A 17,914-nucleotide genomic window follows, 5' to 3' on the forward strand; every position below is an offset into this window, starting at 1 on the left:
CGTCAGGCACGGATGCCTCGTTCGGCGAGCCAGAGGAGGACGTAGTCCGCGACCGCCCGCCATCCGCTGTCGAGGACCAGCGAGTGGCCGCGGTCGGGGAACTGCTTGAGGCCGGTCACCGCCGTCGAGTCGCCGTACAGCTTGTACACCGCGCGGGTGGCGGAGTCGGGCACCAGCCGGTCCTCCTGCCCGGAGATCAGCAGCAACGGGCCGCGGGCGGTGTTGCCGGTGTCCACGTCGGCGCGGGGATGCGTGCCGTCGCCGCCCAGCTCGGCCAGCAGCCGGGGCGGCGCGGGGACGGCGTGCCGATCGAAGAGGCGCGCCGATTCCTCCTGCGTGACCGCGTTGGCGAACAGCCGGCGGAACAGCGCCGCGTCGAGTGACGCCGGCCACGGCTCGCGGGCGACCTGGTTCACGGGGACGGGGGCGATGGCGACCGCGGCGCGGCCGAGGTTCGTGCCGAGGAGGTGCTGCGCGATCAGCCCGCCCACCGAGTGGCCGACGATCACGGGCGGGGTGTCGAAGGAGCGTACGATGCCCGCGTAGTGCTCGGTGAGGGCGTCGAGCCCCAGCTCGCGGGAGCTTTCCGGCTGCCGGCGGGCCTCCGCCACCGTGGCGGGCTCCCCCGGCCGGAGCGGCGCGGAGACGGCGAAGCCGAGGCTGGAGAAGCGCTCGCCCCACGGCTTCCAGGACAGCGCGTGCAGCCACGCGCCGTGGATGAAGACGACGGGAGTGGGGTTCACGGAGCCTCCGGAAGCGCTGGACGTGGCTCAAGAATCATGCGGACGGGCCTCCTGCGCGGGCAGCGCCCGCGGCCTTCGCGGACGTGGACCGCTGCTGACGGCAGGGCCACGCCCCGAAGCCGCGCGACGTGGACCGCTGCCGTGACGGCAGGGCCACGCCCCGGGGCCGCGACGTGAACCGCTGCCGTGACGGGAGGGCCACGTCCCGGGGCCGCGCCTGGGCGCCCCGGGACGTGGACCGGTCAGTGCCGGGGCTTCGCGCACCGGTAGCTCGCCGCGTCGGCCGGGTCACCGTGGCCGGTGTAGCGGGAGACGGACGGGTAGAGGCACAGCTCGCGCGTGACCGTCTTGCCGGAGGCGTCCTTGATGGCGGCGCTCAGCGTCTGCGGGGCCTTGCCCTGCTCGACCCAGGCCGTCAGGGCGCCCAGGGCGTCGGTGGGCACGGGGCCGGTGCTGGTGACGTTGCCGCAGTGGTCGACGCCCGGCGCGAGGAACAGCCGGTAGAAGCCGTCGACGCGGTGCGAGCCGCCCATGGCGCGCTCCACCCGCTCGCGGTAGTTCACGGTGCCCTGGGTGGGGATGAGCTGGTCGGCCTGGCCGTGCCAGGTGAGGAGCTTGCCGCCGGCCTTGCGGAACGCCGACAGGTCGGGGTCGTCGGTGCCGATGACCTGGTCGTACTCGGCCTGGGACTGCGCGAACAGCTTGGCGAAACCGGCGTAGGTGATCGTCGACAGGTCGAAGGCCGGCCGGCGCTTCAGCCAGGTCGCGACCCAGGCGGCCGGGACCGGGAACGGCGCGCCCACCCGGTCGCCGTTCGGGCCGAGCCGGGTGCCGGCGAGGTCGAAGCCGGCGCCGACCGGGATGCCGGCCCACAACTTCTTGCCCGACGGCGTGCGCGGGCCGTCCCAGATCTTGCGGACCACGGTGGCGTCGGCCGCGGTGATGGTCTCCTGCTTCCCCTCGCACTCGACCGTCTCGCCGACGAGCTTGCGCGGGTCGAAGTCGCACGTGGCGGGTTCGCCGATGACCCCGTCACGGACGCCGTCGAGCGGGTCGCACGCCTTGACGGCGGCCTGGTTGAAGGCGGCGAGCTCGCAGGGGGCGGGGAAGGCGTTCTCCTCGTTCATCACCACCTGCGGCCACAGGGTGGCGACCTCGAACTCGTCCCAGTTGATGGCCGGAGCGGTGGCGAGGATGCCGTCGTAGTCGCCGGGGTGGCGCTGGGCCTCCATGTAGCCCTGGCGGCCTCCGGTCGAGCAGCCGTTCCAGTACGAGTAGGAGGCCGGCTTGCCGTACACCTCGGCGACGACCTGCTTGGCGACGACCGTCATCTCGTGCTGGGAGCGGTCGGCGAAGTTCTTCAGCAGGTCCTTGTTCACCTCGCCCGCGCTGTTCAGGGCCCAGGCGGTGTCGATGTAGGTGCTGACGCCCGCGTCGGTGGTGGCGGCGGCGTACCCGGTCTTGACCGCGCCGGCCAGCGCGGCGCCGTAGTCGCCGGCGGCGAAGGCGCTGCCGCCCACCGCCTGGAACCGGCCGTTCCAGCCCGTCTCGGGGAGCCAGACCTGCACCTTGGCGTGGTCGCCCACGCCCGGGTGGGCGAGCGTGACCGTGACCGCGCAGTGGGCCGGCACGCCGGTGACCTCGGTGCCGGGCAGCGGCGTCACCGGCGGGACGGTCACGGTGCCCGCCTCGCGGCGCTGCGCCGTCACCGATTCCACCGTGGTGCCCGCCGGCGCCTTCACGGAGATGGACGGCGAGCAGCTGAACGCCGCGGCGGTCGTGGCCGCCGCGGCGCTGGTCGGCAGGCAGATCGCCGCCGCCAGCGGCACACCGGCCGCCAGGACGGCCAGGAGTCTTTTCATGAGTTTCCCATCGCTGGATGACGCGTGTCGCTGAGCAGCAGGTCCGGCCGGTCCCTGGTGCGGTGCCTACTCTCGTCCGCCCGGCGGGGGCGGCACATCAGTCACATGACGGCCAGAACCGGCGATCCGGTCGCGTGCGCCACGCCGCGCGAGGGCGCCTCAAGGCCGCCCCGGACGCGCCTCCCGCCGCCGGACGGCCACCGAATGACCGTCAAGTGACTGATGTGGCCGAACCCGTCCGCGGCCCAGAGTGAGGACGCCCCCCTTGCATCCACCTCTTCGGAAGGAAGTCTCATGGTCAGCATCAAGCGGCGGCTCCTGCTGGGCGCCCTGTCGGCGGGTGTCGCGATCGGCGCGCTGGCGGTCACCGGGCCCGCGGGCGCCACCACGGCCGGGCGGCCCAAGCCGACCGTCGTGCTGGAGCACGGCGCCTTCGCCGACGCCTCCAGCTGGAACGGGGTGATCGAGGAGCTGCGCCGCGACGGCTATCCCGTCGTCGCCGCGGCCAACCCGCTGCGTGGCCCGGCGAACGACGCGGCCGCGCTGCGCAGCGTCCTCGACCACGTCAAGGGCCCCAAGATCCTGGTCGGGCACTCCTACGGCGGCTCGGTCATCAGCATCGCCGGCGCGAACGACCCCGAGGTCAAGGCCCTGGTGTACGTCGCCGCCTTCCTGCCTGCCCCGGGAGAGACGGCGCTGGAGCTGACGAACAAGTTCCCCGGCTCCACGCTCCCCGACGCCCTCGACCCCGCGCCGTTCACCCTGCCCGGCGGCGGCACCGGCACCGACCTCTACATCAAGGCCGACAAGTTCCGCCACCAGTTCGCCGCCGACGTGCCGGCCGGCCCGGCCGCGCTCATGGCCGCCACCCAGCGGCCCATCGCGCAGTCGGCCCTGGAGGAGAAGGCCGAGGTCGCCGCCTGGCAGGACAAGCCGAGCTGGGACATCGTCACCACCCAGGACCTCAACATCCCGGCCGCCGCGCAGCGGTTCATGGCCGAGCGCGCCGGCGCCCGCGTCACCGAGGTGCGCGCCTCCCACTCCGTGGCCGTCTCCCACCCGAAGATCGTGGCCAGGGTCATCGAGAACGCCGCGCGCGCCACGGCCCGGTAGCGGCGGGAAAAATTCTCCGGGGCGATGTCGATTCCGGCGGCGCGCGGTCGACGCATGGGTGAAACCACCTTCGACAACGCTCTGGAGATGCTATGAGCACCGTGATCATGCACAACGTCGTTTCGGTCGACGGCTTCATCGCCGACGCGCACGACCAGGTCGGCCCGCTGTTCGACTGGTACGGCAACGGCACCGCCGACCTCGGCGGCATCGGCAAGGTCTCGCAGGTCTCGGCCGACTACGTCAACCCGGTCTGGGCCCGCATCGGGTCGATGGTCATCGGGCGGCACCTGTTCGACATGACCAACGGGTGGGAGGGCAGGCCGCCCACCGGCGACCACGTGGTCGTGCTCTCGCACCGGCCCAAGCCCGAGGGGTGGCACCCCGAGGCGTCGTACCACTTCGTGGACGACGTGACGCGGGCGGTCGCGCTGGCCAGGGAGCTGGCGGGCGAGCGTGACGTCGCCGTCGCGGCGGGCGAGGCCGGCGGCCAGGCCTTCGCCCTCGGGCTGGTGGACGAGGTGGCGATGGACGTCGTGCCGGTGGTCTTCGGCTCGGGCAAGCGCTACTTCGGCTCGGTCGACGCCCAGCACCTGCTGGAGGACCCGCACGTGGTCATCCAGGGCGACCGGGTCCTCCACCTGCTCTACCGCGTCCGGCGCTAGCCCTGCCGCGCTCCGGTGCCGTCCGCTTCGAGGCGGAGCGGGAAGTGGCAGGCGACCTGGTGGGCGCCGCCCTCCAGGACGGGCTCGGTGGCGCAGACGTCCTGCGCCAGCGGGCAGCGGGTGCGGAAGCGGCAGCCGGTCGGCGGGTTGAGCGCGCTCGGCAGCTCGCCCCGGATGGTCGTGTCCGGGCTGGGCGCGTGGCCGGGGTCGGGCGAGGGCACGGCGTCCAGCAGCGCCTGCGTGTACGGGTGGCGCGGCGCGCGCACCACCTGGTGGGCGGGGCCCACCTCCACCAGCTTGCCGAGGTACATCACGCCGATGCGGTCGGCCATGTAGTCCACCACGGACAGGTCGTGGCTGATGAACACGTACGACAGGCCGAGCTCGCCCTGCAGGTCCCGCATGAGGTTGAGCACCTGCGCCTGCACCGACACGTCCAGCGCGCTGACCGGCTCGTCGGCCACGATCAGCCGGGGCCGCAGCGCCAGCGACCTGGCCAGCCCGATGCGCTGCAACTGCCCGCCGGAGAACTCGTGCGGGTAGCGCTCCAGCGCCCGCCGTGGCAGCCCGACCTGGTCGAGCAGCTCGCTCACCCGGGCGCGGCGGGCGGCGGCGTCGCCCACCTGCTGGATCTCCAGCGGCTCGGTGAGGATGGAGTCGATGCGCATGCGCGGGTTCATGGCCGCGTAGCTGTCCTGGAACATGAGCTGCACCTTGCGGTGCATGCGGTGGCGGGCGCGCCGGTCCAGGGTGGCGATGTCGGTGCCGTCCACGACGATCCGGCCGCCCGTGGGGGCTTCGAGGCCGGCGACGAGGCGGCCGACGGTGGACTTGCCGCATCCGGACTCGCCCACGATGCCGAGCGTCTCGCCGGGCTTGACCTCGAAGGACACCCCGGCCACGGCGCTGACGCGCCCGGCGGTCCTGCGCAGGCCCGCGCCGCCGGCGTCGTACTCCTTGACCAGGTCCCGCACGGTCAGGATCGGCTCGGCGGCGGCGCCGGAGGCGGCCCGGTCGTGGCCGGCCGACGCCGTGATGGCGACGGGCTCGGTGACCGGGTGCAGGCAGGCGAACGCGTGCCCGTCCCCGGTGAGGGTGACGTCGGTGGTGCGGCACTCGTCGGTGGCGAAGTGGCAGCGGGGCGCGAAGCGGCAGCCGGTCAGCGGCCGTGACAGGTCCGGCGGCAGGCCGGGGATGCTGTAGAGGCGGCCGTCGGCGGCTGACTCGGGCAGGGCGCGCATCAGCGCCTCGGTGTAGCGGTGGCGCGGCGCGCGGAACAGCTCGGCGGTCGTGGCGGTCTCGACCACGCGTCCGGCGTACATGACGGCGACCCTGTCGGCGCGGCCGGCGATCACCCCGAGGTCGTGGGTGACCAGGATGACCGCCATCTTGAACTCCTCGCGCAGGTCGTCGATGAGCTCGAGGATCTGGCGCTGGGTGGTGACGTCCAGGGCCGTGGTGGGCTCGTCGGCGATGAGCAGGCGCGGGGAGCGGATGAGCGCCATGGCGATGACGACGCGCTGGCGCATGCCGCCGGAGAGCTGGTGCGGGTAGTCGTCGACGATCTTGTCGGGGCGGGGCATGCCGACCCGGCGCAGGATCTCGACGGCCCGCTCGCGGGCCTCCGCCTTGCTCATCCCCTGATGCACGCGCAGGGGCTCGGCGACCTGGGCGCCGATGCGCATGGTGGGGTTGAGCGAGGTGAGCGGGTCCTGGAAGACCATGCCCATCTCGACGCCGCGCACCCGGCGCAGCTCGGCCGCCTCCATCTTGCGCAGGTCGCGGCCGTCGAAGAGGATCTCCCCGCCGACCACGCCGCCGCCGGAGGGCAGCAGCCCCATGACCGACAGCACGGTCATGGTCTTGCCGCTGCCCGACTCCCCCACGATGCCGAGCGTCTCGCCCTGGTTGACCTCGAGGTTGACCTGGTCGAGCGCGTGCACCGTGCCGCGCCGCAGCGCGATGTCGGTGCTGAGGTCGCGCAGCCGCAGCAGCGGCTCGCTGGGAACCTCCATGTACGAAACCTCCTGCTAGCGCCGCCGGAGGCGGACCTCGAAGACGTCCCTCAGCCCGTCGCCGATGAAGTTGAAGGCGAGCACGATGAGGATGATGGCGATGCCCGGCGGGTACAGCAGCCACCAATTGCCGCTGAAGGTGTCCGACAGGCCGTCGGACAGCATGCCGCCCCAGTTCGCCGCGGGTGGCGGCACTCCCAGGCCGAGGAACGACAGGTAGGCCACGTACAGGATCGCGTCGGCGACCTGGAACGTGGCGTTGACGATCACGGTGCCGATGGCGTTGGGGATGATGTGCCGGCGCACCGCGCGCCCGCCGGTGCCGCCCATGCCGCGCATCGCCATGACGTACTCGCGGGTGCGCAGCGTCAGGGCCTCGCCGCGGACCAGCCGGGCGGGGCCGAGCCAGGCGAAGGCGCCGATGATGACGATCAGCATCGGCACCGTGGGCGTCACGATCGAGGCCATGAGCATGAACAGGAACAGCGCCGGGATCGACATCATCGCGTCGACCACCCGCATCATGACCGCGTCGACCCAGCTCCCCGCGAACCCGGCGATGGCGCCCCAGACGGTGCCCACGACCGTGGCCAGCAGGCCGGCGGCCAGGCCCACCACGATGGACGTCTGCCCGCCGAGCATCAGCCGCCCGAGCTGGTCGTAGCCGACGCCGTCGGTGCCGAGCGGGTGCCCGTCCGTGCCCGGGGGCAGGTAGACCTTGGTCAGGTCGGTGTGCACCTGGTCGGTCTGGTAGAACAGCGGCCCGAGGAAGGAGAAGGCCGCCAGCAGCACGAACAGGCCCACGCCCACCAGGGCGAGCCGGTTCTCGCAGAAGACCTCCACACCCTGCCGCCACATCCCGCGGACGGGCTGTGCCTCTTCCTGAGTGGTCATGAGCGGCCTGCCTTGAGTCGTACGCGTGGATCGACCGCGGCGTAGAGCACGTCGGCGACCAGCGCGCCGAGCACGGTGGCCACCGAGATCAGCAGCGTGACGCCGAGCAGGATCGGATAGTCCCGCTTGAGCGCCGCCTGCCAGAACAGCAGCCCCATGCCCGGGTAGTTGAACAGCCGCTCGACCACCAGGGCGCCGCTGAACAGCGCGGGCAGGTACATGCCGAGCAGGGTGATGACGGGGAACAGGCCGTTGCGCAGCGTGTGCCCGACGATCACCCGGCCCTCCGACAGGCCCTTGCTGCGTGCTGTGCGGACGTAGTTCTCGTTCAGGTTGTCGACCATGGACGAGCGGATGTAGCGGGAGTAGACCGCGACGGTGAGGATCGCCAGCGTGAGCGTGGGCAGCACCAGCCCGGCCGGGTCGGCCAGCACCTCCGCCAGCGTGAAGCCCTGCGGGGCCTCGGGCGGCAGCACCGGCCACACCTGCGAGAACAGAATGATCATCATGAGACCCATGAAGAAGATGGGCGTGGCGTACGCCAGCAGCGACAGCCCGTTGATGGTGTAGTCGGGCCAGCGGTTACGCCGCACCGCCTGCACCACGCCCAGCGGGACGGCCACCACGACCGCCAGCAGCGTCGAGGCCAGCGACAGCAGCATGGTCTTGGGCACCCGCTGGCTGATGGCCTCGGCCACCGACTGGTTGAGCTGGAAGGAGTAGCCGAGGTCGCCCTGGACCAGCCGCTGCAGGTACATCGCGTACTGCTGCCACAGCGGCCGGTCGTACCCCATCTCGTGGTTGAAGGCGGCGATCTGCTGCAGCGTCGCTTCCTTGCCCAGGATGGCCCTGGCCGCTCCTCCCGGCAGCAGGTGCAGGATCACGAACGTGATCAGCGTCACCAGGATCACGATGACCAGGGCCTGGCCGAGGCGCGTGAGGAGGTACCGGGTCAACGGTCAGCTCTTCCAGGACCAGTCTTGGAAGTACATCAGGTTCATCGGGTCCTGCGGCTCGACGCCCTGCAGCCCCGACTTGTACGCCGAGATCTGGTAGACGGGGTTCGGCATCCACAGCACCGGCAGGTCCTTGGCCAGGAAGTCGTTGTACTCCTGCAGGGCGCCGGCGTCGGCGGAGAACTGCGCCTTCTCGATCAGCTCGTCGGCCTCGGGGTTGCTGTAGCTGCCGAGGTTGACGGGGGCGTCGGTCTGGAACAGGCGCTCGCCGGAGGCGAAGGCCGGGTAGTACCAGCTGCCCTGCGAGCCGAAGAACGACATGTCCCAGTCGCACTTGGACTCCTCCGCCTTGCAGGCCGGGGTGACCGCGACGGAGTCGGGCACCTCCTTGATGGTGAGCTGCACGCCGACCTTGGCCATCGTCGACTTGATCTCGGCGAACATCTTGGTGGTCGCGGCGAAGCCGGACTGGCTGGTGACGGTGAAGCTCAGCGGGGTGTCCTTGGCGATGCCCTCGCCGCACAGGGCGGGGTCGGCGCAGGTGGTCTGCCCGTCGGGCGTGACCTTCCAGCCGTGGCTCTCCAGCAGCTGCTTGGCCTTGGCCGGGTCGAACGGGTAGGCGCAGCCCTGGCCGGCGGGCGAGCCCTGCTTGGCGGGAACCGGGCCGCAGGTGGGCGCGGCCATGCCGGACCAGATGACCTTGCTGATCGTGGGCTGGTCGATGAGCATCTGCAGCGCCTGGCGCAGGTACGGCTGCTTGAACAGCACCCCGGTCCTGGGGTTGTTGAAGTTGAGCTGGAGGTAGGTGATCGACCACCCGTACCAGGGGGCGACCTTGTAACCCTTCGACTCCAGGTAGGCCTTCTGCGACAGGTTGGCCGGCGGGATGTAGCCGTAGTCGATCTGCCCGGCGCGCAGCACGTTGAACTCGGCGTCGTCGCCGGTGAACGGCCGCAGCACGATCTTGTTCAGCTTCGGCTTGTCGGTGCCGGAGTAGGTGTCCTGCTTGGCCAGGACGACCTCGCCGCTGGGCACGTAGCTCTGCAGCTTCCACGGGCCGCTGTTGGTCTTCCACAGCGGGTTGGTCGCGTACGACTTGGGGTCCTTCGAGGCGGCGGTCAGCTCCTCGAAGGTCTTCTTGGCATCGCCCTTGTCCCAGGCGTGCTGGGGCAGCGGGACGATCCGGTTGAGCTGGTTGCCGACGAACCAGGCCGCGTTGTACGCCTTCTTCGTGGTCAGGGAGAAGGTCTTGTCGTCCTTGACCTTGAAGCTGTCGATGTTGTCGGGGAAGCCGCCGGGCTTGTAGGACGCCCACTTGTCCTTGTTCGCGGTGACGAGGTCCCACCAGAACTGCACGTCCTTGGTGGTGATCGGCTTGCCGTCGGACCAGGTGTTGTCCTTGAGCGTGATGGTCAGCGTCTTGCCGCCGTCGCTGACGGCGGGCGGCTCGGCGAGCGAGCGCTCGGGGTCGACGTTGTCGGGGCTGGATCCGTCGAGCTTGTAGCTGTACAGCTTGCGGTACAGAGCGGTGGAGAAGATCTCGTTCTCGCCCTGGGTGAAGCCCGGTGCCGAGATCGGCAGGATCCAGTTGGGCGTGCGGAAGGCCACGGTCACGGTGTCCGTGCCCTGCGCGCCGCCGCCGCTCTGCTGCGCACTGCCGCCGGCGCCTGCGCTGCAGGCGGTCAGAGCCAGCCCGATGGCCACCACGCCGCACACGATGCGGGTTCTCGTCCCCATGATTCTCCTCGTCGAGACGTGGGCGTGCCCTCGGAGGGGCCGTTCAGCGGGAGAATGTATAGAGGTACAAGTAGTAAGTCAATGCGAAAAATCTACTTTGTTCACGACACTTAATTCGATGTAGAGTCCGCGGCGAAGGCATCTATCGGTGATCGTCTTCTTGCTCGATGATGGTCTTCCTTCCAGGGAGAGGAGAGGCATGCCGGAGGAGCCCGCCAATCTGCGTGAGCAGGCCTTGAGCCTGCTGGCCAGCGGTAAGGCCGTCTCACGCGCGGATCTGGTGGAGATCCTGCAGGTGGCTCCCTCCACGGTCTCCAGCGTGGTGCGGCGCCTGCTGGAGGACGGCACGATCCTGGAGGAGGGCGTGGGCGCCTCCACCGGCGGGCGCCGGCCCAGGATCCTGCGCCTGCGCGAGGACGGCGGCGTCTTCGCCGTCGCCGAGCTGGGCGCCCGCCACGCCCGCGTCGGCCTGTGCTCGCCCTCCGGAGCGCTGCTGACGGCCGAGGAGTTCCCCGTCGACATAGGAGCGGGCCCCGAGGCGATCTTCGAGCAGATCGCGGGAGCCTTCGACGGCATCAGGACCGCCCACGCACCCGGACGGCGGCTGCTGGCCGTCGGCATGGCGCTGCCGGGCCCGGTGGACTTCCCGCACGGGCGGCTCGTCGGCCCCGCCCGCATGCCGGGCTGGAGCGGCTACGACGTCCAGAGCGACCTGCGTGACCGCTTCCAGGTGACCGCCGTCGTCGACAACGACGCCAAGGCCGCCGCGATCGGCGAGTACGTCACCCGCCGCGACACCGGCGACATGATCTACGTCAAGGCCGGCAGCGGCATCGGCGGCTGCCTGGTCAGCGGCGCCCGGATCTACCGGGGCGGGCGCGGCCTGAGCGGGGACCTGACCCACGTGCGGGTGGCCGACAGCGGCGAGCGCGAGTGCTCCTGCGGCGGCAGCGGCTGCCTGGAGACCGTCGCCAGCGGCGCCGCGCTCGCCCGCGAGCTGGCCGGGCGCGGCCTGCCCGTGGCCGACATCCGCGACGTCATCGCCGCCACCATCAACGCCGACCCGGCCGTGGTGACCCTGGTACGCCAGGGCGGCAGGCTGCTCGGCGTCGCGCTGTCGGGGCTGGTCAACTTCCTCAACCCCGACAGCGTCGTCATCGGCGGCGCGCTGTCGAGCCTCGACGTCTACGTGGCGGCCGTCAAAGGCATGCTCTACGAGCGGTGCCTGCCGCCGCTGACCCAGTCGTTGTCCATCGAGGCGAGCATCGCCGGCCCCGACGCGGCCCTCATCGGGCTGGGCCGGCTCCTGCGGGAGACGGCCGACATCCGTCCCTCCTAGAAAGCACAGCGGTAAACGTGTCCTTGCGCATCGCCATCTGCGGCATCCACATCGAGTCCAGCACCTTCTCGCCGCACCTCAGCGGCACCGCCGACTTCGAGGTCACCCGCGGCCAGGCCCTGCTCGGCCGGTACGGCTGGCTCGGCGAGCCGTGGGCGGCCGAGGTGGAATGGGTGCCGATCGTGCACGCCCGCGCCCTGCCCGGCGGGGCGGTCGAGGCCGCCGCGTACGACGCCTGGCGGGCCGAGATCGTCCAGGGCCTGTCCGACGGCGCCTTCGACGGCGTGCTGCTGGACATCCACGGCGCGATGAGCGTCGTCGGCCGCCAGGACGCCGAGGGCGACCTGATCACCGCCGTCCGCTCCGTGATCGGCCCCGAGCCGCTGGTGTCGGCGGCGATGGACCTGCACGGCAACGTCTCGCACACCCTGTTCGCCGGCTGCGACCTGCTGACCTGCTACCGCACCGCACCCCACGTGGACGTCTGGGAGACCCGCGAGCGCGCCGCCCGCAACCTCGTCGAGGCGCTCCGCCGAGGCGGACGCCCCCACAAGGCGCTGGTGCACGTGCCGATCCTGCTGCCCGGCGAGATGACCAGCACCCGCGTCGAGCCCGCCCGCGGCCTGTACGCCCGCATCCCGGACATCGAGGCCAGGCCCGGCGTGATCGACGCGGCCGTCTGGATCGGCTTCGCCTGGGCCGACGAGCCGCGCTGCACCGGCGCGGTCGTCGCCACCGGCACCGACGCCGCCGCCACCGAGCGGGCGGCCCGCGAGCTGGGGCAGGCGTTCTGGGACGCCCGCGACGACTTCGCCTTCGTCGCCCCCACGGGCTCCATGGACGAGTGCCTGGACGCGGCGCTCAAGGAGGGCTCGGCCCGGCCGTACTTCATCAGCGACTCCGGCGACAACCCGGGCGCGGGCGGCGCCGACGACGTCACCTACGCCCTGGAGCGGATGCTGGCCAGGCCCGGGATCCGCGACGGCTCGGTGCGCGCCGTCTACGCCTCCCTGTTCGACCCGGAGGCGGTGGCGGCCATCGCGCACCTCCCGGTCGGCTCGCCCGTCAGCGTACGCGCCGGTGGCCGCGTGGACACCCGCCCGCCGGGGCCGCTGCCGCTGGAGGGCACGCTGGAGGCCGTGGCCGACGACCCCGACGGCGGGCGGGTGGTCAGCGTGCGCATCGGCGGGCTGAGCGTCTTCCTGACCTCGCGCCGGATGCAGTACCGGCTGCTGGAGTCGTACCGGCGGCTCGGGGTGGACGTGGCCGGGGTGGACGTGGTCGCGGTCAAGATCGGGTACCTGGAGCCGGAGCTGTTCGAGGCGGCGGCCGACTGGATGCTGGCGCTCACGCCGGGGGGTGTGGACCAGGACCTGCACCGGCTGCCGTACCGCAACCTGAAGCGGCCGATCTTCCCGCTGGATCGCGACGCCGCGCTCTGACCCCCGAGACCGCCTCCGCGCGGATGGCCGGCCCGTCGGCATCGAGCACCGGCGGGGCGGTGTGGTCGCGGCGGGTGGTCTCGCGCTCGCCGTCCGGGCCCGCGGTGAAGAAGCGCAGCGGCGGGCCCGGCAGGCGCAGGTGGCCGAGGGTGGCGTGCTCGACGTCCACGAGCAGCCCCTGGGACAGGGTCTGCTCCCACGCGTAGACCTCGTCCACCGTGCGCACCCTGCCGGCCGGGATGCCGGCCGCTGCCAGCCGGGCCAGCAACTCCTCGGCCGGGTGGGCGGCGAACGCGGCCTCGATCAGCTCGATCACGCGCTGCCGGCCGGCCACCCGCTCGCCGTTGGTGGCCAGCCCCGGCGCCTCGGGGTCCAGGCCGAACTCGGCGCACAGCCGGCGCCACAACGACTCGCTGCCGCACGAGAGCTGCACGGCGCCGTCCCGGCAGCGGAACAGCCCGTACGGCGCGATCGACGGGTGGTGGTTGCCCTGGGCGCGGCCGGCCTGGCCGGCGACGGTCCAGGCCGTGCCCTGGAAGGCGTGCACGCCGACGACCGAGGCGAGCAACGAGGTGCGTACCACCTGGCCGCGGCCCGTGCGCTGCCGGTCGAGCAGCGCGGCCAGCACGCCGTACGCGCCGTGGATGCCGGCCAGCAGGTCCGCGATCGGGACGCCGACGCGTTGCGGGTCGCCGGGGCCCGAGCCGGTCAGGGACATCAGCCCGGCCTCGCCCTGGGCGATCTGGTCGTAGCCCGCCCGGCCGCCCTCCGGCCCGTCGTGGCCGAAGCCGCTGATCGACAGCGTGACGAGCCGCGGGTTCAGCCCGGTCAGGACGCCGGTGCCGAGGCCGAGCCGGTCCAGCGTGCCGGGGCGGAAGTTCTCCATCAGCACGTCGGCGCGGCGCAGCAGGCGCGTGAGCACCTCGCGGTCGGCCTCGTCCTTGAGGTCGAGGGCGATCGACTCCTTGTTGCGGTTGGCCGACAGGAAGTACGTCGACTCGCGGTCACCGCTCTCCGGCTGCACGAAGGGCGGGCCCCAGCCGCGGGTGTCGTCCCCGCCCGCGGGGTTCTCCACCTTGATGACGCGGGCGCCCAGGTCGGCCAGCATCATCGCGGCGTGCGGCCCGGCGAGGGCGCGGGTCAGGTCGACGACGAGCAGGCCGTCGAGCGGTCCGGACATGGCAGCTCCGATCTCAGGCGGTGGCGACGGGCGCGGCGGCGTCGAGGCTGTTGAGAAGACCGGCGGCGAGCGCGGCGGCCTCGTTCCCCGCGCCGTAGAGGTGGAAGTCCGGCCGGACCAGGACGGCGTCCGCGGCGAGCGCGTCGAGCCAGGTGGCGTACACGCCGTCGAGGTCCTCGACGACCGTCACCCCCGCCGTGCCGGGCCCCGACAGCGCCACCAGGTCGATGCCCAGCTCCTTCAGCGCCTGGCCCGGCAGGCCGGTCAGCGAGAGCGACGATCGGGCGATCAGCGCGCCCGGCCCGCCGAACACGTCGTCGAACAGCGCCGGAGCGCCGCCGGGGACCCGTACGCGGCCCTGCCGCGCGAGGTGCCCGCCCGCGGGGCCGGTGTGCACGCCGGGGCCGAGGCGCGGGCGGGGCGGGGCGGGCGGCTTCATCCCGGCGGCCCAGTCGGCGATCATCCGGGCGTCGCGGGCGGCCGCCTCGCCGGGGTCGGAGATGCAGATGACCTTGCCCAGCTCCATGGAGAAGCGGACGAAGGCCACCACGTGCGGCAGGCGCTCGGCGTCGTAGGTGTCGAGCAGCCGCTCGGCGGCCAGGCCGCGCAGCACCGCGTCGAGCTTCCAGCCGAGGTTCATCACGTCGCGCACGCCGGCGCCGAGCCCCTGGCCCGCGAACGGCGGCATCAGGTGGGCCGCGTCCCCGGCCAGCAGCACCCGCCCGGCGCGCCAGCGGGTGGCCCACCCGGCCTGGAAGGTGTAGACGCTGTGCCGTTCCAGCTCGGCGCTGTCCGGGGTGATCCCGTACGGCGCGAGCAGCTCCCACGCCTTCTCCGTACGGTTGAGCTCCTGCTTGCTCTCGTGGGGCAGCCGCATGAACTCCCAGCGCCGCCGGCCGGGGCCGCCGGGGACCATCGTGGCGGGCCGGCGCACGTCGCAGCTCTGCGCCGCCACGTGCGGGAACGCCATCCGCGGGCTGGGCCGCACGTCCACGACGAGCCAGTCGTGGAAGTAGCCCTCGTCGTGCCAGTCGATGCCCGCCCAGCGGCGGACCTGGCTGTTGGCGCCGTCGGCGCCCACCACCCACCGGGCGGTGACGTCGAGCCGCTCCCCGGCGCCGCCGCGCAGGGCGACGGTGGCCGTGCCGGGCTCCTGGGCCAGGCCGGTGGCCTCCCAGCCGCGCATCACGCGCACCGTGGGCAGCCCTGCGGCGATCTCGTCGAGCGCCGCCTCCAGGGAGGGCTGGTGGAAGAAGTACGTGTTGTACCAGCCCGACTCCCCGTGGCCGCTCCAGTCGACCTCGACCAGCGTGCGGCCCTCGCCGTTGCGCCAGACGTACATGTCGTCGTACGGCTGGGTGATCCCCGGGATCGTGTCCGGGGCGAGCCCGGCCGACTGGAGGATCCGGGCGAAGTCCGAGCAGTGGGTCACCGCGCGGGGCAGCGGGTAGCCGGCCCGCTGGCGGTCCACGACGACGACGGCGTGGCCGCGGCGGCCGAGCTGGATGGCGAGCAGCTTGCCCACGGGGCCGAAACCGACGATCAGCACGTCGGCCGTCAGGGAGGGCGGGGCGTCGGTGGGCTTGTGCACGGCGGGTTCCGTTCTGCGTTCGCTGGCCGTCGGCGGACATCGTCGAGGGTCGGGGCGGAGGGCGTCCGGTGTCACCGGCCGCGTCCCGGTTTCCGGGACAGCGGGGGCGCGGGAAGTGAGGCCGGTCACCGCACTGTCCCGGAAACCGGGACAGTGCTGTTCCCCAGGTCACACGGTGTCCCCACCCTGTACGGCAACCACCGCGCCACCTGGGCGCCGACCCTCTGGAGCAGGCCATGCACCTGACCCCGTCCCAGCATCCCGCGGAGACGCGATCGCACCCCGCGGTCATCGCGCTCTGCATGATCATCACGGTGATCGAGGGCTTCAACCTCATCGTCTTCGGCTCCGTCGTCCCGCTGCTGCTGGAGGACGCCTCGCTCGGGGTCACCGACGAACAGACCGGGTTCATCGGCGGCCTGGTCTACATCGGGGCGATCCTCGGCGCCCTGCTCGCCCCCGTGGTGGCCGAGCGGGCCGGGCGCAAGCGCGTGCTCATCCTGGCGATCGGCCTGTTCGCGCTCGGTGCGGTGCTCACGGGGGCGTCCGTCAGCGCGTCCATGCTCGCCGTGGCCCGCTTCCTGACCGGCTTCGGGGTGGGCGGCGCCCTCACCACCGCGATGACGGTGGCCCGCAACAGCGCCTCCGCGCGGCGGGCCTCGATCGTCGTGACGATCACGATGGCGGGCATCCCGCTCGGCGGGGTGGTCGCCTCGCTGCTGGCCATCCCGATCCTGCCGGCGTTCGGCTGGCGCCCGATGTTCTTCGTCGGCGCCGGGACCGCGCTGGCCATCCTCGCGGCGGTGGTCGCGATGGCCGTCCCGGCCGACACCCCGCAGGAGGTCGCCGGCCGCGAGTGGACCGGACGGCAGAAGCTGGTCACGCTGTTCGGTGGCCGGGGCGCGGTCGTGGCGCTGGTCGTGGCCGTGTGCGCGATCGCCAACATGGTCGCCTGGCAGGGCCTGAACGTCTGGGCGACCCAGTCCATGGTCTCCCTGGGCTACTCGCTCAGCGCGGCGCTGCTGCTCTCCTTCACCCTCACCGGCGCCGCCGTGCTCGGCTCCTTCGCCTCCGGATGGGCGGCCGACCGGCACGGCTCGGCGCGGCTGGCGGTCGTCACGAGCGCGTGCACGCTGCTCGGCATGGCGGGCATGCTGGTGCTGCCCGTCTCCGTGCCGGTGACCGTGGTCTGCGTCGCGCTCATGGGGATCGGCGGGCACTCCACGATGAACCTGGTGCACACGACGGCCGCGGACATCTACCCGCTGCCGGTCCGTGCCGCCGCGCTCGGCTGGTCCAACGGCACCTCCTTCGTCGGCGCCTTCCTCGGGCCGACGCTCGGCGGCGCGGCGATCGCCTCGGGCGGGGCGCACGGTCTGTTCACCGCGTACGGGGTCGCGGCGGCGGTCTGCCTCGTGGCCGTGTTCTCGCTCTTCGTCGCCGACCGCGCCTCCAGCCACACCACCTTCCGCCGGCCGGCCACCGAACCCGCCACAGAGCCCGCCACCTAGCCCGTCGCAGCGCCCACCGCAGCCCCCACCGCAGCCCCCACCGCAGCGCCCGCCGCCGAGCCCGCCGCCGAGCCCGCCACTGCGGCGGGCCGGTGAGCACGGGCGACGGCGATCGGTCAGCCCAGCCCGTGCTGCTCGATCGCCAGGTCGGCGTCCACCAGCCGGTTGACCAGCCGCAGGCTCTCGACCGCGAGCGCGGCCTTGGCCCTGAACCGGCGGGTCGGCATGACCACCGCCACCGCCTGCAGCGCGCCCGTCGGGCCTGACATGCCGGTGGCGACCGCGCAGATCCCGACGTCGTGCTCCTCGACATCCACGGCCACGTGCGAGCGCCGGATCCCGGCGAGCTCGGCCATCAACGCGCCGTGGTCGGTGACGGTGTTCGGGGTGAAACGTTCGAGCCGGCCGGGCAGCAGCTCGGCGACCCGCGCGTCGGGGAGCTGCGCGAGCAGCGCCATGCCGATGCAGCTCGCGTGCAGCGAGAAGCTCCTGCCGACCTTGGTCACGCCCTTCAGCCGCTCCGGCGAGGCGATCTGGTCCACCACGACCACCTCGCGGCCGCTGAAGATGGCCAGCTCCACGTTCTCGCTGACCTCCCTGGCCAGCGAGGCCAGCCGGGCGCGGTTGGCCGCCAGCAGCCGCAGGTGCGCGTTCATGCCGAACTTCAGCAGGCCAGGGCCCAGCACGTAGCCGGGGCGCTCGGGCACCCGCACGACGTACAGCTCGCCTTCCAGCGCCTGGATCACCCGGTGCACGGTGGAGCGGGGCAGCCGCGTGCGCGCGGACAGCTCGGTCAGCGTCAGGGGCCCCGCGCTCTCGGCGATCGCGTCGAGGACGATGGTGGCCCGGCCGATGTCCGTCACGGT

The 17,914-nt window shown here is 72.6% G+C and carries 14 protein-coding genes; 5 read left to right on the plus strand and 9 right to left on the minus strand.

All coding sequences use genetic code 11. From position 1 onward, the window contains the following. Window positions 1-2: 2 nt before the first annotated feature. Together AB0I79_RS27275 and AB0I79_RS27280 are read right to left on the minus strand one after the other, a co-directional pair. Entirely contained in the window at window positions 3-743 is a 741-nt protein-coding gene (locus AB0I79_RS27275) for an alpha/beta fold hydrolase (RefSeq protein WP_357878092.1), read from the minus strand. Between the two features lie 242 nt (window positions 744-985). Then, window positions 986-2,605, minus strand: a complete 1,620-nt coding sequence (locus AB0I79_RS27280) for a DUF6351 family protein (protein ID WP_357878095.1) — start codon at window positions 2,603-2,605, stop codon at window positions 986-988. Window positions 2,606-2,899: 294 nt separating this feature from the next. Between AB0I79_RS27280 and AB0I79_RS27285 the strand changes: the two genes are divergently transcribed. Then, complete coding sequence (locus AB0I79_RS27285) at window positions 2,900-3,718, plus strand: alpha/beta hydrolase (protein ID WP_357878098.1); 819 nt, start codon at window positions 2,900-2,902, stop codon at window positions 3,716-3,718. Between the two features lie 92 nt (window positions 3,719-3,810). After that, a complete protein-coding gene (locus tag AB0I79_RS27290) occupies window positions 3,811-4,383 on the plus strand; it encodes a dihydrofolate reductase (protein ID WP_357878101.1) in 573 nt (190 codons plus the stop codon). Here AB0I79_RS27290 and AB0I79_RS27295 read toward each other — a convergent pair. Genes AB0I79_RS27295 through AB0I79_RS27310 form a run of 4 tightly spaced genes read right to left on the minus strand, consistent with a single transcriptional unit; the run spans window position 4,380 to window position 9,985 of the window. Then, a complete protein-coding gene (locus AB0I79_RS27295; RefSeq protein WP_357878104.1) occupies window positions 4,380-6,398 on the minus strand; it encodes an ABC transporter ATP-binding protein in 2,019 nt (672 codons plus the stop codon). The genes AB0I79_RS27290 and AB0I79_RS27295 overlap by 4 nt on opposite strands. Window positions 6,399-6,413: 15 nt before the next feature. Further along, window positions 6,414-7,292: an ABC transporter permease gene (locus AB0I79_RS27300; RefSeq protein WP_357878107.1), complete on the minus strand. Its 879-nt coding sequence runs from the start codon at window positions 7,290-7,292 to the stop codon at window positions 6,414-6,416. Continuing rightward, window positions 7,289-8,248 carry an ABC transporter permease gene (locus AB0I79_RS27305; RefSeq protein WP_357878110.1) on the minus strand — a complete coding sequence of 320 codons (960 nt, stop codon included), beginning with the start codon at window positions 8,246-8,248 and terminating at the stop codon, window positions 7,289-7,291. Before AB0I79_RS27305 ends, AB0I79_RS27300 begins: the two co-directional genes overlap by 4 nt. A gap of 3 nt (window positions 8,249-8,251) precedes the next feature. Then, on the minus strand, window positions 8,252-9,985 hold the full coding sequence (locus AB0I79_RS27310) for a peptide ABC transporter substrate-binding protein (protein ID WP_357878113.1): 1,734 nt from the start codon (window positions 9,983-9,985) through the stop codon (window positions 8,252-8,254). Window positions 9,986-10,184: 199 nt separating this feature from the next. Here AB0I79_RS27310 and AB0I79_RS27315 point away from each other — a divergent pair, with 199 nt between their 5' ends. Then, window positions 10,185-11,324 carry an ROK family transcriptional regulator gene (locus tag AB0I79_RS27315; RefSeq protein ID WP_357878116.1) on the plus strand — a complete coding sequence of 380 codons (1,140 nt, stop codon included), beginning with the start codon at window positions 10,185-10,187 and terminating at the stop codon, window positions 11,322-11,324. A 17-nt stretch (window positions 11,325-11,341) separates the two neighbouring features. Further along, window positions 11,342-12,766 (plus strand): M81 family metallopeptidase, encoded by a 1,425-nt coding sequence (locus tag AB0I79_RS27320; RefSeq protein ID WP_357878119.1) that lies wholly within the window; start codon window positions 11,342-11,344, stop codon window positions 12,764-12,766. Here the strand turns inward: AB0I79_RS27320 and AB0I79_RS27325 are convergent. Both AB0I79_RS27325 and AB0I79_RS27330 read right to left on the minus strand, forming a co-directional pair. Next, window positions 12,672-13,946: a CoA transferase gene (locus AB0I79_RS27325; RefSeq protein WP_357878122.1), complete on the minus strand. Its 1,275-nt coding sequence runs from the start codon at window positions 13,944-13,946 to the stop codon at window positions 12,672-12,674. The genes AB0I79_RS27320 and AB0I79_RS27325 overlap by 95 nt on opposite strands. A 13-nt stretch (window positions 13,947-13,959) precedes the next feature. Beyond that, window positions 13,960-15,537, minus strand: a complete 1,578-nt coding sequence (locus tag AB0I79_RS27330) for a bifunctional 3-(3-hydroxy-phenyl)propionate/3-hydroxycinnamic acid hydroxylase (protein WP_357878125.1) — start codon at window positions 15,535-15,537, stop codon at window positions 13,960-13,962. Between the two features lie 236 nt (window positions 15,538-15,773). Here AB0I79_RS27330 and AB0I79_RS27335 point away from each other — a divergent pair, with 236 nt between their 5' ends. Beyond that, complete coding sequence (locus tag AB0I79_RS27335; protein WP_357878128.1) at window positions 15,774-17,048, plus strand: MFS transporter; 1,275 nt, start codon at window positions 15,774-15,776, stop codon at window positions 17,046-17,048. A gap of 116 nt (window positions 17,049-17,164) precedes the next feature. On the opposite strand, the gene AB0I79_RS27340 is transcribed toward AB0I79_RS27335, so the two are convergent. Then, window positions 17,165-17,911 carry an IclR family transcriptional regulator gene (locus AB0I79_RS27340; RefSeq protein WP_357878131.1) on the minus strand — a complete coding sequence of 249 codons (747 nt, stop codon included), beginning with the start codon at window positions 17,909-17,911 and terminating at the stop codon, window positions 17,165-17,167. Window positions 17,912-17,914: the final 3 nt, after the last annotated feature.

It is taken from the genome of Nonomuraea sp. NPDC050202 (assembly GCF_040656115.1).
In the GTDB taxonomy this organism is placed as follows: domain Bacteria; phylum Actinomycetota; class Actinomycetes; order Streptosporangiales; family Streptosporangiaceae; genus Nonomuraea.